The sequence below is a fragment of the Marinomonas aquiplantarum genome (genome assembly GCF_003314975.1).
GTDB classification, from domain to species: Bacteria; Pseudomonadota; Gammaproteobacteria; order Pseudomonadales; family Marinomonadaceae; genus Marinomonas; species Marinomonas aquiplantarum.
This window is the reverse complement of record NZ_QNRF01000002.1, coordinates 291,840-308,694: the sequence shown is the minus strand read 5'-3', so window position 1 is coordinate 308,694 and position 16,855 is coordinate 291,840. Positions and strand designations below refer to the sequence as shown.

Annotated in this window: 17 protein-coding genes; 5 read left to right on the top strand and 12 right to left on the bottom strand. The window is 42.8% G+C overall.

The features are described 5' to 3' along the window. Positions 1 to 114: 114 nt before the first annotated feature. The 4 genes from DFP76_RS04815 to DFP76_RS04800 are packed head-to-tail and all read right to left on the bottom strand — an operon-like array spanning position 115 to position 2,798. Entirely contained in the window at positions 115 to 696 is a 582-nt protein-coding gene (locus DFP76_RS04815) for a YqiA/YcfP family alpha/beta fold hydrolase (RefSeq protein ID WP_113873527.1), read from the bottom strand. 25 nt (positions 697 to 721) lie between these two features. Continuing rightward, a complete protein-coding gene (locus DFP76_RS04810) occupies positions 722 to 1,198 on the bottom strand; it encodes a DUF1249 domain-containing protein (RefSeq protein ID WP_113873526.1) in 477 nt (158 codons plus the stop codon). 5 nt (positions 1,199 to 1,203) lie between these two features. Next, positions 1,204 to 2,130 (bottom strand): acetyltransferase, encoded by a 927-nt coding sequence (locus DFP76_RS04805; protein ID WP_245931870.1) that lies wholly within the window; start codon positions 2,128 to 2,130, stop codon positions 1,204 to 1,206. A 44-nt stretch (positions 2,131 to 2,174) separates the two neighbouring features. Further along, positions 2,175 to 2,798 carry an NUDIX domain-containing protein gene (locus DFP76_RS04800; protein ID WP_113873525.1) on the bottom strand — a complete coding sequence of 208 codons (624 nt, stop codon included), beginning with the start codon at positions 2,796 to 2,798 and terminating at the stop codon, positions 2,175 to 2,177. Between the two features lie 93 nt (positions 2,799 to 2,891). Here DFP76_RS04800 and DFP76_RS04795 point away from each other — a divergent pair, with 93 nt between their 5' ends. The 4 genes from DFP76_RS04795 to pseF all read left to right on the top strand — a co-directional run bounded on the left by DFP76_RS04795 (position 2,892) and on the right by pseF (position 6,454). After that, complete coding sequence (locus tag DFP76_RS04795) at positions 2,892 to 3,461, top strand: DNA-3-methyladenine glycosylase I (protein WP_113873524.1); 570 nt, start codon at positions 2,892 to 2,894, stop codon at positions 3,459 to 3,461. A 122-nt stretch (positions 3,462 to 3,583) separates the two neighbouring features. Continuing rightward, on the top strand, positions 3,584 to 4,579 hold the full coding sequence (gene pseB, locus DFP76_RS04790) for a UDP-N-acetylglucosamine 4,6-dehydratase (inverting) (RefSeq protein WP_113873523.1): 996 nt from the start codon (positions 3,584 to 3,586) through the stop codon (positions 4,577 to 4,579). After that, entirely contained in the window at positions 4,566 to 5,750 is a 1,185-nt protein-coding gene (pseC, locus tag DFP76_RS04785; RefSeq protein ID WP_113873522.1) for a UDP-4-amino-4,6-dideoxy-N-acetyl-beta-L-altrosamine transaminase, read from the top strand. Before pseB ends, pseC begins: the two co-directional genes overlap by 14 nt. Further along, positions 5,750 to 6,454 carry a pseudaminic acid cytidylyltransferase gene (gene pseF, locus DFP76_RS04780; protein ID WP_113873521.1) on the top strand — a complete coding sequence of 235 codons (705 nt, stop codon included), beginning with the start codon at positions 5,750 to 5,752 and terminating at the stop codon, positions 6,452 to 6,454. Before pseC ends, pseF begins: the two co-directional genes overlap by 1 nt. On the opposite strand, the gene pseG is transcribed toward pseF, so the two are convergent. The 8 genes from pseG to DFP76_RS04740 form a co-directional block, all read right to left on the bottom strand. Next, a complete protein-coding gene (gene pseG, locus DFP76_RS04775; protein WP_113873520.1) occupies positions 6,448 to 7,416 on the bottom strand; it encodes a UDP-2,4-diacetamido-2,4,6-trideoxy-beta-L-altropyranose hydrolase in 969 nt (322 codons plus the stop codon). The genes pseF and pseG overlap by 7 nt on opposite strands. Continuing rightward, on the bottom strand, positions 7,413 to 8,432 hold the full coding sequence (gene pseI, locus DFP76_RS04770; protein ID WP_113873519.1) for a pseudaminic acid synthase: 1,020 nt from the start codon (positions 8,430 to 8,432) through the stop codon (positions 7,413 to 7,415). The genes pseG and pseI overlap by 4 nt, the downstream gene beginning before the upstream one ends. Positions 8,433 to 8,434: 2 nt before the next feature. Further along, entirely contained in the window at positions 8,435 to 10,543 is a 2,109-nt protein-coding gene (locus tag DFP76_RS04765) for a motility associated factor glycosyltransferase family protein (RefSeq protein ID WP_113873518.1), read from the bottom strand. Further along, entirely contained in the window at positions 10,533 to 10,826 is a 294-nt protein-coding gene (locus tag DFP76_RS04760; protein ID WP_113873517.1) for a hypothetical protein, read from the bottom strand. The genes DFP76_RS04765 and DFP76_RS04760 overlap by 11 nt, the downstream gene beginning before the upstream one ends. Then, a complete protein-coding gene (gene fliS, locus DFP76_RS04755) occupies positions 10,827 to 11,261 on the bottom strand; it encodes a flagellar export chaperone FliS (RefSeq protein ID WP_063333224.1) in 435 nt (144 codons plus the stop codon). It abuts the gene before it with no gap. A 39-nt stretch (positions 11,262 to 11,300) separates the two neighbouring features. Further along, on the bottom strand, positions 11,301 to 12,935 hold the full coding sequence (fliD, locus tag DFP76_RS04750; protein ID WP_113873516.1) for a flagellar filament capping protein FliD: 1,635 nt from the start codon (positions 12,933 to 12,935) through the stop codon (positions 11,301 to 11,303). Between the two features lie 41 nt (positions 12,936 to 12,976). After that, positions 12,977 to 13,399, bottom strand: a complete 423-nt coding sequence (locus DFP76_RS04745) for a flagellar protein FlaG (protein ID WP_113873515.1) — start codon at positions 13,397 to 13,399, stop codon at positions 12,977 to 12,979. A 68-nt stretch (positions 13,400 to 13,467) separates the two neighbouring features. Continuing rightward, positions 13,468 to 14,352: a flagellin N-terminal helical domain-containing protein gene (locus DFP76_RS04740; RefSeq protein ID WP_113873514.1), complete on the bottom strand. Its 885-nt coding sequence runs from the start codon at positions 14,350 to 14,352 to the stop codon at positions 13,468 to 13,470. Between the two features lie 316 nt (positions 14,353 to 14,668). On the opposite strand from DFP76_RS04740, the gene DFP76_RS18035 reads away from it, so the two are divergent. Further along, entirely contained in the window at positions 14,669 to 14,869 is a 201-nt protein-coding gene (locus DFP76_RS18035) for a hypothetical protein (RefSeq protein WP_147084173.1), read from the top strand. The last annotated feature ends 1,986 nt before the right edge of the window (positions 14,870 to 16,855 follow it).

The following is a 16,855-nucleotide window of genomic DNA, read 5'->3' as shown; positions in this document are numbered from 1 at the left end:
ATCAAACGACACCAAACACAGGTTATCTGTATCGGCATTCAAACTTAATAACAATCTTCTGTGAGTCTATCACTGCTTCTACAAAGTTTAAAATAGTCCAATAAAAGCATGATGTTAGTTGGTTATTATTTCGGCAAATCTAAAAATATCGAGGCTAAAGCGCTGAAAATCAGTGAAGCTATGATCGCCACCTTTTTCGTGCGTCAATTTAGCCACATTAGGAAAGGCCTGTAATGCAGCTCGATAATCCAATACTTCATCCCCTTCCTGTACCATTAACCAATAACGATTTGATGTTGGCGTAGTCACCACGAGCGCCTCTAACTCAGCCATGTGATCATTAGTCAGTTCATACTCGTCATTGGTATATGGATTCCGCTGGGGGCCTAAATAGTCTTTTAGTAGAATCGGCGCTTGCATGGCAGGGTTCACTAAAATGCTCTTAATACCATACTTTTCCGTCAAATACGTGGCATAGAAACCGCCTAATGAACTGCCAATTAAGGTGACACCTTGAGATAAATTAGCCTCTATCAATGCTTCAAGTTGCTGTATGGCCACTTTAGGTTGCCAGGACAAGCGAGGTGAAATAAAAGTTGGCGCCACATGAAGGGAATGCGCGGCTTGCTTTAAGACATTGGCTTTATGGGAATGCTCTGAGCTGTTAAAACCATGTATGTAGATTAGAACGGCCACTTAGCTTCTCCTAAGTAAATAAGGGTTAGGCGAATTGAAAAGGTAAAGGATTATTTAGCCTATGGCCATGTTTCAAACAAAGCTCTAACAAATCTGCCAACTGTTGATTAAGACGGAATTTTTCATCCCGATGCAACATAGCATCATTTGGATAAGGGTAAACCCCACTGTACTGTCGATGTCCGTCAGTAATTTCGGCTATGCCCACATCATGGTACAAACGAATGGTGAGAGACAATGAGGTTTCAAACAATAGCTTCTTTTCGGTTTGTGGACCAAACTCTAACGCCATTTCTGTTGTAAATTTACTTTCTTGGCCTAAAGTAAGACGCAAACGACTTTCTTGATCACCATTCGAATGAATTGAAAAATGCCACTCAGCAGCGTCCTCTTGGCCACGCATAATCCGACCAATACGGCGATAATTCAACTCGCCGAGCAGCTGTAAGCTAACCAAATCTGGGACATATTGCTTGTTTGCTTTTTTCATCACTTCTGTCATTCGAGTTAAGTATTTCCTTCAGAAATTGATTTATCCGTATTGACGTCTTTCGTTACCAGTGCCTCTAGCTGATAACCCATTCTGACATCTTTATCGTGCCAGTATAGGTTAAACCACTCAAAAAACACCTCCCTGTCATTATCGGCTGGACGAAACTCTGGTGTTAAAAAGCGCTCAGGTAAAGCGACTTCACGGGTCATTACTTTTGCTTTACTCAAGCGTCCACACAGTACATCCCAACCAGAAATGTTAGCCTGATCATACAAAACATTGATATCAGTAATACGGGTAATTCTGTTTGGCATGGTTTGCAAAATAAAGCCTACACCACCCGCTTTTGGCTTAAGTAAATGAGTATAATCAGAACCCTGAGTTTGATGCTTTTGTTGCGTAAAACGCGTCCCTTCCACAAAGGTTAGAATCGAATTAGGGCGATTTAAAAGACGTTCACAAGAGCGTCGCGTGGTTTCCAAATCTTTTCCAGCCAAATGCGGCTTTTTCGCCAAGGTTTCCTTACTGTAACGTTTCATGTAAGGAAACCCCATTATATAAGTGGCGGTACCAACGAATGGCATCCAAAACAATGCTTGCTTCATGAAGACTCTTGGTAACGGGCGTTTGCCTTGGATTTGCGCCAGAATGATGTACACATCCACCCAAGACCTATGATTGGAAATCATCAAACTCCAACTGTTAAAGTCGCTAACCATGTTGTCATCTAGGTCCCACTGCACTCCCAGAATATTTTTCAACCACCATTCATTACCACTCACCCAACCGTTAAACAAACGATCAAAATAATCTTCCGCTAACACCTTATGCTTTTCATTCCCCAACAACAAGGGCGCGACGAAGTGCGCTAAAACAGACCAAAAACACACATTTACACACATGAATAGAAATGAAATCAAGCCAACAACGGGCTCTAGCATTGGTTGCTTTCTTAAGTCCTTTATATTGTCTTTTATCATCATACTCACGCTGCTTGCCACTTTTTAACAAGCTCAGTTTTATTTAAAGCAAACCATTGTAACCCCATGATGGTACTGGCGTTTTCTATGTCTTGGCGTAACAAATCAATGGCTTCTTGTGACGTCATCAGATGCAATTTAATGTCTTCATTTTCATTATCTAAACCGTGAGTGCGTGTCACATCAACTAAGCTGGCATCAAACTCTCCTGCGTACATCCGTAGATATTCCACCAGCCCGCCTGGTGACGGCACAAATTTAAACATGTATTCAAGCCGCTTTACTTCGACACCTGCTTCTTCCATCGCTTCACGACGCGCAACGTCTTCATCCTGCTCTCCTTCTTCCACCATTCCGGCCACTAACTCCAACAACCAAGGAGAAGAATTTCTTAATACCGCAGGACGGAACTGTTCTATTAACAGAACTTTGTCGGCTTTTGGATCAAACAATAAAACGCACACGGCATCGTCTCGAACCATCATTTCTCTGGTCATTGGTTGACTCCAATCACCATTAAACTTCCTGTGTTTTAGCGTGAGTTTGCGCATTTCAAAGAAGCCTTTGTAAACGCATTCGTCCTCTAGCACTTCAACATCTTCACGACGATAACTTGGCGTAAACTTCATACTCGATTTTCCTATCCGATTCTACTAATGCTTGGCTGTTTGTATTATGGTGTTTTACTAGAGTTCAATTATCCCTGTTTAAGGAGCACATTAATGGATAACCTACGCTGCAGCTGGTGTTTAGGATCTCCTGAGTACATTCATTATCACGATACTGAATGGGGAATTCCAATCTACGATGACCACAGCCTATTTGAATGTATTGTACTCGAAAGCGCTCAGGCAGGTCTAAGCTGGATTACCATTTTGCGTAAAAGAGAAGGTTATCGCGCTGCTTTTCATGATTTTAACCCCCAAAAAGTCGCCAACATGACAGAACAAGACGTGACTCGCTTGTTGCAAGATGAAAGCATTGTCCGTCACCGTGCGAAAATTGAAGCCACCATCAACAATGCCAAAGCCTTTTTAAAAATAGTCGACGAGTTCGGTTCTTTTAGTGACTATTTTTGGGCGTTTTCTGATCATAAAGTCATAGATAATCACCCAAAAACACTGCAAGACGTTCCAGCCTTAACGGAACTTTCTACACGCTTTTCAAAAGACTTGAAAAAACGAGGCTTCAAGTTCTTAGGGGCGACGACTTGCTATGCCTTCATGCAGGCAACAGGTATGATCAATGATCATGTTATGAGCTGCACAGCGCGTAAAGGAAATAAGTCGTAAACAGACGCTTGATTTAATTAATGTTTCCATCACACTAGCCGATACAAATAGACCGTTCACATAACCGTGCTTGGCACGATTATGTGAACGATTCATTTATTCAATTGGTTTGGTATTCATTCATGTTTAATAACAAAAGTATTCTTATTACTGGTGGCACAGGCTCTTTTGGCCGCCAGTATGTCAAAACTCTTTTAGCCAACTACCAACCCAAGCGACTGGTCATTTATTCTCGCGATGAGCTCAAGCAATATGAGATGCAACAAGATTTTGATGCGCCTTGTATGCGTTATTTTATTGGGGATGTGCGTGATAAAGACCGCATGACTCAAGCCATGCGCGATGTCGATTTTGTGATCCATGCCGCGGCCTTAAAACAAGTGCCAGCGGCCGAATACAACCCAATGGAATGCATTAAAACCAATATCCATGGTGCTGAAAATGTCATCGCTGCGGCCATTGCCAACGATGTCGAGAAAGTTATTGCCTTATCCACAGACAAAGCCGCAGCACCGATTAACCTGTACGGTGCAACCAAATTGGCTTCGGATAAACTCTTTGTTGCCGCGAACAATATGGTGGGACAAGGACGAACTCGCTTTTCCGTTGTTCGTTACGGCAATGTGGTGGGTTCACGTGGTTCAGTCGTACCTTTCTTTCAAAAACTGGTTGCCGATGGTGCAGACTCTATTCCAATCACTCACCCTGAAATGACGCGTTTTTGGATTACCTTGCCAATGGGCGTCGATTTTGTACTGAAAAACTTCCAGCGCATGCAGGGTGGTGAAATCTTCATCCCGAAAATTCCATCCGTGCAGATCATGGATCTAGCGGCAGCTTATGCCCCTGATTTACCAACCAAAGAAATTGGTATTCGTCCAGGCGAAAAGCTTCATGAAGTCATGTGTCCTGCAGATGACTCTTTCCACACATTCGAATTCGATGATCATTACGTCATTGCTCCTAGCATCAAGTTCCATCAAGAAGACATGAATTTCGGTTTGAATAAGCTAGGGGAAAATGGCCAATTAGTGGCCCCTGGATACGAATATCAATCTGGTAGTAACCCTCACTTTTTAAGTGTGGAAGACATTTTGGCGTTTGATGATGGCCACTGAGTTCATTCCTTATGGTCGACAAACCATAGATCAGACTGATATCGATGCCGTAACAGAAGTACTGACATCGTCTTATCTTACTCAAGGCCCTAAAGTGACAGCGTTCGAACAAGCGCTGGCGTCTCAAGTCCATGCTCAACATGCGGTGGCAGCAAACAGTGCCACGTCTGCTCTACATTTGGCTTGTCTCGCATTAGGCGTACAACAAGGTGATTGGGTATGGACATCTCCCAACACCTTTATTGCTTCTGCCAATTGTGCTCGCTATTGCTCTGCCAAGGTGGACTTTGTCGACATAGATCCTAATACCTATAACCTATGCCCTAATGCCTTAGCCAAAAAATTAGCCCAAGCTAAGCTCGACAATCGCTTACCTAAAGTGGTCATCCCAGTGCATTTTGCTGGCCAATCTTGTGATATGAAAGCCATTCATCAGCTTAGCGTTGAATACGGTTTTCAGATTATTGAAGATGCGTCTCACGCTATTGGCGGACAGTACCAAGGCAAACCGATTGGCGACTGTCGATACAGTGATATTTGTGTGTTCAGCTTTCATCCTGTCAAAATCATCACCACAGGCGAAGGTGGTATGGCCACGACGAATTCTTCTGAATACGCTAATCACATGCGCACTCATGCGCAACAAGGCACAATCAAAGACCCAGAAGCACTAAGCCAATCTCCTGGCGATTGGTATTACGAACAGCATACCCTAGGTTACAACTATCGTATGACCGAGTTACAAGCGGCGTTAGGCCTGTCTCAGTTAACTAAGTTAGACGACTTTATTGCCCAACGTCATGCTCAATTTGACTATTATTCAGACAAGTTAAAAGCATTACCTATCACGCTTCCTCAACAACATATCGACTCCCATTCGGCACTACACCTATTTCCAATACTGCTTCCTAAAGGCCATCAAAATTCCAGAAAAGCCATCTTTGATGCCTTACGATTGGCTGGTGTCGGCACGCAAGTTCATTACATCCCCGTACACACACAACCCTATTACCAAGCACTTGGTTTTACTTGGGGCGATTTTCCCATAGCAGAAGAATACTATCAGCGGACCTTAAGCTTGCCTTTGTTTTACGATTTAACTCAAGCGCAACAAGACAAGGTAATTCAGGTTCTAGCACAAGCATTACATGACCATGGAGTGATCAACTAATGTTAGACAATACATCCTATCGTGTCGCCGTTATCCCCGCTCGCGGCGGTTCTCAACGCATCAGTCGTAAAAATATTCGTTTGCTCAATGGCAAGCCACTAATTGCGTACTCCATCGAAGCGGCACTCAAATCCAATCTATTTGATCGCGTAATTGTGTCAACAGATGACGACGATATTGCAGAAATTGCCCGCTATTTTGGCGCAGAAACTCCATTTAAACGCCCTGCAGAGCTGTCTGATCACACCACGGGCACCACTCCGGTAATGCAGCATGCATTAAACGTTTTAAGTGCGGAAGGCAATACACCAGATGTGGCCTGCTTAATTTACGCAACCTGTCCTTTATTAACCAAAGAAGACTTACTAGCCGGTTTAGAATTATTGCCCCAAGAAGGTTTTAGTTTCTCCGCTACCACCTTTGATTTTCCCATTCTACGAGCATTGCACACTAACGAACATGGTGAGTTGGCGCCGATGTTCCCAGAACACATAGGTAAGCGCTCACAGGACTTAGTGGAAGCCATTCACGATGCTGGGCAGTTTTATTGGGCTCGCCCAGATGATTGGTTTAATCGCGACATTTTTGGTCCTAGCTCTAAGCCATTGTTATTACCAAGACATCGAATTCAGGATCTAGACACAGAAGAAGATTGGCAGCGTCTCACCCAATTGATGGCACTGCAAAAACGACCGGCTCAATAGTGTCGCATTACCTCAGCGACGACACGCTCAGCACCTTGCCCATCAACCAAGTGTTGAGCGGTCTTACTGGCCTGTTTAAGCCAATCGGTGCTGTCCCAAGCGTCTAGCGCCATGGCGACAAGCTGACTGAGCGGTGTGCTCAATTGCGCTGCAGAAAGATGATCAAAGCGAATGGATCGGCACCAATTTAAAGGCAAATGCTGTTCTAATGAGTGAGTTTGATTGTCCGCGATTTGTGCAAAAATAGCCGGCACGCCAAGACAAGCCAATTCGTATAGGGTGCTCCCCGCCGCCGAGATAGCCAACTTAGCGTCTCTCATTACCGTACTGACTTCTGTCAAACCTTGATGAAAAGCGATGCCATGATGCTCACACAATTGTGCTACTTGTTTAGCCTGTTTAGCATTCGCGCCCATTAACACGACTAGGTTGTGTGCGCCAAAGCCGGCCGCCATCAAACGCGCCACAATTGGTAAGGTCAAACCTAGTGGGTCCGTCCCCCCCATAGTAAGAAGCAATTTGTCAGCAAACGGATTTTTGACAGCATGACTAAATTCATCCCGTAACAAAGCATATTGACTGCCAATTAATGGCCATTGAATTTGTGCTGAATACACTTCTTGCAGTGGGTTCAAAAGCCATTTAGCCGGAAAAACACCTCTGTCATTCATATCATCCAACACCAACAAATTAGGTTGATGCTGATAAAGCTCGGTAATGTCTTGAGCTTGATAAGCATAATGATCAAGAATCACTAAATCCGCTTGTTTTGCCATCGCAAAAAAAAACGACTCATGATCAATGATCCGGTCGGCTTCATTGGCAAAGGCTTCGCATTGCCGTTGAACCACAAACTGACATTGCCAACCTTGTTTTTCAAATGCAGAGACCAAAGCCTGACATCGCACTCTATGGCCCATGCCTATTTGCACAGAAGCATCGGCACGTACCAACACCCTCATGCCAATAAATCCCACGCCAATGGCTGGCCCTTTTTCACATTGACGGCAAGGGTTTTACCCAAAACCTCAGACCAATGTTTTGGCGCTAAACCAAATGCTGGTCGAATAATTTTCAAGTGATCTTCCGTTAATTCAGTACCAGCGGGTAAATCTTTTGTGAGGTAAATGGAACGTCGGTATTTCTTCGCCGCCTGCTCTGCTTCAGATCCACCATAGGTCACTTTGCCCAATGACGCATGAGCATCACGACACGCCTCTACCATGGCTTTCATTTCCGCTGGCTCCATCGAAAACTCGGCATCAACACCACCGGCACTGCGATCAAGAACAAAGTGTTTTTCAATTACTGTGGCACCTAATGCTGTCGCTGCAACTGCAGCAGCAAGACCTTTAGAATGATCTGATAAGCCTACAGAGCAGCCAGTATGGGCCGCTAAATCGGCCATCGTCAGCAAATTTGAATCCGCAATTTTAGCAGGATAAGTACTGGTACATTTAAGTAACGTTAGTGGATTATCACCAATGGCTCGAATGGTCGCGACTGCTTCATCGATCTCTTCTTTAGTCGCCATGCCGGTAGACATAATAATCGGTTTACCCGTTTTAGCGACCGCTTCAATCAAGGGAATGTCCGTCATTTCAAAGGAGGCAATCTTGTACAAAGGCACATCTAGACTTTCTAGAAAATCTACTGCGGTCAGATCGAACGGTGAACTGAATGCCACCAAACCCAGTGACTCTGCCAACTCAAACAAAGGCTGATGCCATTCCCAAGGGGTTGAGGCTTTGGCATATAAATCATACAAATTATTGCCTTTCCACAGACTGTCGTTTTCCGACACCATAAACTCGCCTTCACGCACATCCAACGTCATGGTGTCGGCGGTATAAGTTTGCAACTTAATGGCATCCACACCAGCCTCGGCTGCAGCGTGAATCATGGCTTTTGCTAATTCAAAGTCTTGATCATGGTTACCAGACAATTCAGCAATAATAAAAGGAGAAGATTCAAACATAATTAGCCATTGTAGTAAGTGATAAGGTGATCGTTACCCTGATCCACGTATTCGGATGCTTGTTGCAGCATACTTGGCATCTCTTGCAAAAATTCACACCAAGGCTCAAACAGATGACGAGCACGTTTTACCGTTTCCATCTCATCGTCATATTTGAAGATAAACTGGACGATTAAAAAAGCAGAGTAAGTAAAAGAACCAATCAATAAATCATAAATATGACGATGTACGCTGCCTTTTAAAAAGTAAATATGGCGATGGTGCGACCACAATAAGTCACACACTTGCTCACGCGTCGTAATACTATCATCCCAACCTTGTTGCAATTGCAGACTCACCTTTCGGAAGTCTTCAACCGATATTAAGGCTTCGGCAGATTGATTTAGTAAGCATTCAGGTGGCTCTGTGAAAAAAGTGTCTTCTAGAATATCAATGGCTTTTGCATGGTCCACTTTCGGATCCATAATCAACAGATCATCCAGTGGTAATGGGGTTACCCCTTCAATTTTAGCCCCATCAGACAAATTAAAACTGGCAAAGTTTCGTCGTTGATTAAGCTGACGAATTAAGGATTCCAACTGAACCCGTGAGGTATCCATCATGCCTGTCGCGTATATAGTGCCACCGAAGTTTCCTTCACGCTCGACTAGCTTCGCTTCTTCAAAGGTTTGGAATCCCGATTCTTTACCGTCTTTGTAATAGCCACTGTGTACAGAGTGATGACTGGTTTTGTCTTTAAAACCGTTATCAACGCCAAGAAAGTACACATTATTAAAACCAAACAAATGCACGTAAGACAAGGCCAGATTGGCGACCACGGGATTACAGTAATTTAGTTGTACATATTCTTTATCATCACCATGTGCTCTAGCTTGATTCAGTATCAATGAAGTTATGGCCTCACCAGGTTTTAACCCCATTCCTGAACGCTTGAAGCAATCAAATAACCCTGGGTGCATGACATCCACCGACAAGCCCCAAATCTTATCTAAATAGTCTTGGTCTAAGAAAAGGAATTTATCAACGGTTTGCTTCAGTCGTTCAATGTCCACATGGATGTCTGGTGTTACCCCTAATTTCTTAAGGGTATTGATGGTCGACCCACAACAAACAACCAGCACTTGATCTCGAACTTCTTTTACCAATTCAATCCCTTGGTCTAACGAAGGTCCGTTACCTAAGATAAAAACAGGCGTGTTAATGAGCCATTTCGGTAAATTTTCTCGGCCTTGGAAATGCGCTACCTTAGTCTTTGGCAGGGAACGAAGCCCTTGGGCAATTCCAATCAAAGCATCATCAAAAAATCCCCATCCCATCACCTGACGAGCATACTGCTTTTTGAAATAAGTAATTGCCTGATCATTTTCCGGACTAGTATAAGAGACATACAAATACGTCTCTGGGGCCATAAAATAGCCATTTTCTTCTAATTGACGTAAGTATTTTTCGGTAAACTCTTCTGGGCTCACACCCAAAAAGAAATGAATCGTCCGACCATCACGGTTGTATGTCTCAAGAATAGTATGCCAATCGATCGCAAACAAAGAGTAATAAAATAAATCCAAGTCCTCTTCATAAAGATACAAATGTTTAATCGATCTTTGAGCAAGAAGACATTCAAGTTGATAACCAAATTCCACGCCAAACAAAATGGTTGAACCGACAAATTCAGGCCAAGCACTTTGTGACCCTAAGCCCTCTGACTGTAATGCTATTTGGTCCAACATTTTATTACTGTAGTGAACATGTCGACTCGGATGATTTTCCGTACGTTCTAAATTCAGCAAAGTTTTGTTTGGCTGCTTCAGTTCACGAGCGACTTTTTGCTCCGCTTGAGCTCTCGGTGTCGTGGAAAAAAGAGGCACTCCAACATCATCGCGATAAAGGTTTAACTCACCGCTTTCTTCCATATAAATATGGCGTTTTTTTGGCTGGTAGTGTTGAAAGGATTCAAAGATATGTGGCATAACCTCTGCGAAGAGGGTCATGTTTTTAAGGTATCGATCGGTCAGCGCTTGGTCATTTTCTCTGAGGCGTTCAGCACCTCTTTGAAACATGTTAGCGAACGCTTCCGCTTGTTCAAGAGAGGTGAATTGATCCTCATTTTGCATTTTTTACGCCTTTATACTGACTGACACCTTTGCGACTTTTGTTGGTTTGATAGAGCTGTTTCTGCATTTCAGAGTGAACGTCTTTTATAAACAGAATCGCTGAACGGTGTATTGAAATAAATGTTTTAATCTTCTCTTTTAGTTGAGCATCAGAGACGGGTTGAATAGAACGAATAAACTCGTCATTTTCATCACACAATCTCTGTATGTTCTCTACGTCTTTTTCACGAACGCTGCGCTCTAGCGCTTCACTCAACTCTGTCAGACGAGTGGTGTCTAGCACTTAGACTGCTCCCATGCGTACTTCAGACTGCCCTTCGTATGCGGCTTGCTTATCTGCCGGAGTAATTTGATCCCAAGCGCCTTTGATCTGTAATAGCAGATTCATTACCTGATCAATGATCGTAATATCCTTACTGACACTGGCTTCCGTTATGCGGACCGTCATATATTCGTACAAAGACTCTAAATTATCGACTAATTCTGGATTCGCTTCTCTATCAAGCGCATCACGCAAGGCGTTAATGATTTCGACAGCACGTGTCAACGCATCAGCTTTGCCTTCCAAGTCAGAGCGTTCGATACACCCCTTACCCAAAGCCAGCTTTTCCAATGCACCCTGCATTAAGAGCTGAATGACGCGATGAGGGTCAGCCGATGCCAAATCGGACTTGAGAGAGTCCTTTCTATAGGCTTGGATCCCTTTACTCTTGTACATACACAACCCCATTAATTTGAGTATTCTAGTTAAAACGTTTTACATTTTGGCTAACACAGAATTGAGATAACCACCTTGCGCATTCATATTCGCAAGACGAGAATCCAACCCTGTAAACTTTTCACGAAGTGATTCTTCGTAACGCGCCATACGATCTTCGTAGGCTTCTAATGTTTCTTCTGTATTATCGATTGAATCGCGAACCGAATCCTTCAAGGTATTTGTCATTCCACCAGAACCAGTGTAATTGTCTAACAAATTTTCAAGGGATTTCGCGAGCCCATCCTCTCCAGCAATCAAGGGTGCAATGTCACTATAGCCTCGATCCATAGCACTATTAAACTTGGTCGAATTCAAACTTAAACGACCGGTATTATCCATTTTAACCCCAAGGTCAAAAATAGAAGTAAAAGTCCCTGTCGTTTTACCATGACTGCTCATTAACTGTGTCGACAAGGATGATTGTAAATTACGAATCATGCTATTGCCGTTCAGAACCGCACCTTTGTCTGTGCTGGCCTGAAATAAATCCAACAGTTCATTATAGGACGAAATAAACTCTTCAATCGCCTCTTTCACTGTTTTCTGGTCATAACTGATGTCCACTCGTGTGGTTTTATCAGTCACATCCAACGCTTCTATTGATAGACCCGCAACCGCTTCATCAAACGTATTACTACTGTTTCGAATCTGAATGCCATCAACAGTAATCACCGCGTCTCGCGCTTCATCCCCGAGCGGAGTATAAAGACCGGCAAACACACCTTCTGTTGAGATACTGTCTAACGTTAATCCAGTATTCACACCATCAGCGGCGACATTATCTTCGGCAAGGTCGTTATCAACAGAACGGTCTGTTATCTCTTCAGCTGAAGCTTCGACAGGGTCTTCTTCAACCTCATCGACTTCGTCTTCTGGTATTGGACCATCATTTGCAAAGTCAACATCATCACCTGGCAAATCAAGTTCATCGACTTCTGCTTCAGCAATTTCCTCAGGCTCTTCAATGTCGTCAGCAACGACTTCCTCTAAGGAATCTTCATTTAATGTCTCTGCTTCATTGGTTATCGGCGAGGAATTGATAATCTTTAATGAATTTCCTGAACCTTCTATCGCGGAAGTGGCAGTAAAGAAAAGATTGCCATTACCATCATCAACCAAGTTGGCGGAAACACCAAAATTGTCTTCTGAAGTGTTAATTTGATTACGTAATTCGGAAAGAGTAGTGCCAGCTTTGACATTGATAGTAAATTCATTGTCACCGGCTTGAAAGGTTAGATCTGCGTCTTTTTGAGTAATAACATCATCTGCGGAAGAGAACAGACCTGGCGCAGACATGACACGACTGCCTTTTGCTAGCTGATTCACATCGATAGCATAAGATCCATTTGAGGCGGTATTGTCTGTGGAAATAGAAATGACTTCTTCGCCTTCTGCTTGGGCGATTTTAGCATCTCGCCCAGTAAAAAGTGTTTCATCATTTAAGGTATCAACAGAGGACTTAAAGCTATCAATGGCGGATCCGACCTTACCTAATGCAGATAGCTCTGCTTCATATCCATTTAGTTTGTCCTGATAAAGCTTAACCTTTGCGTCTCGCTGAGCACTCACCATCTTTTTGACAAGGGATTCTAGATCCATTCCAGATCCAGCACCTAATGAGCCTACAGACATAACTTCTTCTCCCAACGCTTCGCTTTATCGGCTGTTATTCATCAAACCTCACTGTTTACCAAGGTTCCCTTGATATCGCTTAGTTGACTCATAATAGCATCAATTCGATCAGACATTTTAAGAAACTCCTCAGTGGGAATTTGGCGAACAACGTCACCCGTTGCCTGATCAAGTACTTTTACAATATTGTGATCCCTATCTTCTGACATTTCAAAGGTCAAATGCACATTCAATTGAGATAATTTCTTATTCATTACTTCAATATCAAGTGGTTCTACCTTCTTTTGAGAAGCATAGACATTAGAGCCATTATTATTCTGACCCGTTCTGTTGGTATCGGCGGTATTTTGAACGACTTTAGCATTGGCTTGACGCAATGCTGCAAAATCCTCTGACGCACGTTGTTCAGGACGAAGAGAATAACTAGCGCTCTGTTTAGAAAAATCACTGGCATTGATAGACATATCAGAATTCCTCCAAATAGACAAAAGCCGGAGCATGATTGCCCCAGCTTTTCGCTATCACAAGCTGATTAGCCCAATAGAGACAATGCAGTTTGTGGACGTTGGTTAGCTTGAGCAAGAATTGATGAACTCGCTTGTTGCAAGATTTGCGAGCTAGTCAATTGCGCAGTTTCTTCAGCGAAGTCTGCATCACGAACTCGTGAACGTGCAGCCGCAACGTTTTCAGAAATGTTACTCAAGTTACTGATCGTAGAACCAAAACGGTTTTGGATCGCACCCAAGTCAGCACGTTTAGAGTCAACGGCTGCAATCATAGTATCAAGAACATCGATCATACTCTGCGCATTCGCAACAGAAGAAACAGATGCTGTAGATTGGCTCACCTGTGCTGTCGCAGCATTGCTCGACAAACCAGACATAGTGAAACCACCATTACCAGCAAAATCAATCGAGTTAGTGATACCACCAGAAGTTAGGGTGAAACTAATCGTTTGATTTGAGTCCGCACCTACTTGGAATACACCTTCGTAAGTACCGTCTAGCAAGTTCTCACCACCGAAAGTGGTATCAGAAGCAATACGGTTGATCTCTGTAGACAACTGAGACACTTCTTGCTGAAGTGCGGCACGGTCTTTGTCAGAGTTGGAACCGTTCGCAGCCTGGATAGACAGTGTACGCATACGTTGCAACATGTTTGTTGTTTCGTCCAGTGCACCTTCCGCTGTTTGAGAAAGCGAAATACCATCGTTGGCGTTACGTACAGACTGGTTTAGACCATTAACCTGAGAAGTTAAACGGTTAGAAACCAATAGACCTGCTGCATCATCCGCTGCGCTGTTAATACGTAAACCAGAAGACAAACGCTGGAAAGACGTATCCAAAGATTTACTAGAGCTCATCAACTGACGCTGTGCATTGATTGATGAAGTATTCGTATTTACGTAAAGAGCCATCATAGCCTCCTAGGTTTTTAAGTCCTGCCAAAAGCAGATCGTATAAGGTTTTCGACAAGGTTTTGAAAACCTTTAGTCAATTTCGGAATTTTTTTTCCTCAACAAGGAAAAAAACCTCCTTAAGAGCGGCAAAAAAATGCCTAACTAATTGTTTTAATTAAATTTAATAAAACAATAAAAAAATTGATTTTTTTATCTGAAAATTCCTTTTTTCTCGATTTATCGAGCATAAAAGCCAAAAAAATGCACCTCTGTGCATACTTAAAAAGCTCAGCTAAAAGAAACTCCGTTTCACTCTTATAACAGGCTTATCGCCGTGACGAAATCACGTCACCCTAGGCAAAAAACAGCCTCTCTTGATGGCAATTTATCACCCATTAAACACGGCAACCACTTGCCTTTGCCCCAACGCCTTTCCGTCGCTTTTAAAAAGCAAAAACAGTTGAAGACGATAAAAAGCCGACTCACTTCGGCATACCGTTATCAGTTCGTTACCGCGACTTACCACAAAAATTAAAGAGCGTTTTTAAAAAGCCTTTTTGCCATCATGGCTAAACCGACATCATGCAGATGAACAAAAACCCATTAAGCACAAACCACCAGGATTGAATTAAGTTGCCGCCCTCGATGTTTCGATAGCGCATGAGCAACCTTTTTAAATCCCAAGCAATCAATACAAGCTCTTCAGTTGCTAACGTTTATTGGCTAGCAACATTAGCCATGTTGATAAATCACGTTCTCTAATGATCAAATCCAAACCCACACTGCGAATCTCAAAACCCTGCTCGATGGCATACGTCTTCACACAAAAAAGCACAATGAATCATCACCTTCGAATAAGACTCAAGGTCGCAAAACCATGCTTTACTAAGAATCACAGCAAGTTAAGCTTGATACTGAAATCATCATATTCAGAGCGTTTCTTCAGGCTCGCCTTGTTCCAATCAGTCAGCTATACTGAGCTTATTGATTGCACCAACAGCTTAGCGGTCAATCACCTAGCATTTGGGCACAAAACTACCCTGCCGAATAATTTCAGCACCAACAAAAGCAGTACCTAGACGCATGCCACCAATTCAGTGTGAACTTTCATGCAAAGCCATCTGTTATTGACAAAACTCTAGTTAAAGCAATCCCATAGCGTATCTGTACACCATAATCATCTTTCCCAGAGCAGCGATCAGTAACGAGTATCAAAAGCATTAAGACGAGTGATGCATGTCTCCAAACGCTTGCTTGTTACTTGATAAAGTCAGGCCAACTAAGCCCGCCTTTTTGCGCACTGCAATATCAGTATTTTTCACTCTTTTCGAGCGTGTATTCCGTTAAAACCTTTCTATAAACTCACCTTTTTTCTTTCTCGAACTCATTAAACTAACAAGGTAAAAACCAATCATTTAGACAGGTCAAATCCCCTTAAATCTCACACCCTCTCTCTTCAAGGAGGCTCTATAACAGTAAATCGGTAACAACTTATTCTCTCGCCAAAGCCAACTTATTTCGTGTGATACTCAAAAAACAGTCACTCAAATCAAGCGCTTCTTATGGCAGTAATATCTAACAACGGGTTTTAATCTAACGTCCGATCCAAAGCCCTATTAACAGCCATTTAGACCATAAAAATCTTATCCGCTTTTTCTAAAACCGTGTCACAAAGCAGAAACACACACTTTCACACCGTCTTAACTCAATCTTATTTTGATGATCAGCTAATTATCAGTAACGCTACCAGAAAGGTCTACCTGCCTAAGGAGACCAAACATTGGTCGCAACTCACATCACTGAAATCTCGGAATTCATCCATCAAATTCATGACAAAACATCATTCTTTCCATCGCCTATTTCTGATCGGTTTTGCCCTGGATACAATAAATCCACGGGCTAAAAATGCTCAGTAGACACTCGCAAATCACTCGCTTTTAGCCCTATAACCTTGGCAACTTCTCTAGCTAAAAAATAGCACTAAGCTTTCACAAATAACCAAGACTAAAAAAGAGAGATTAACCCCTTTCAATCTACTATTTCCTTTAAACAAAAACGCCAGATTTCAGTATGCTTAAGAAAGTCAAATCGCTTAAAACTAAGCCTTAGCGCTCATCCCTTTAACAACACTTTGATGGCATAGCTTCGCCATCATTTCAGGGACAGGCCAGACCTTTAGCCACATGGCTGCGCGACCGCTTATCGCATTCTTTCTCGACACCGACTTCTACAGAACGATTTCCTCAGTGACCATTTTTCAATGCAATCGCTCCTTCACTTAGGATTGAAAGCGTTTCAAAATACTGGAATCGAACTCGATTCCTGGTCACAACTTACTTGCTAATCGACTTCTTTAAAGAAACTTTGTTCTAGTACTTTTGCTTTTCTAAACTAATCTCATAATTTTCCTAGTGATGCTGAGCCTAACTCCCTAAACTCAGTCAGCAAGCGAACTATGGCATTAGCCTAATAAATCCATATACCCTCCTTTAGAATTGATTTCGCTGTATCACTTCTCCTA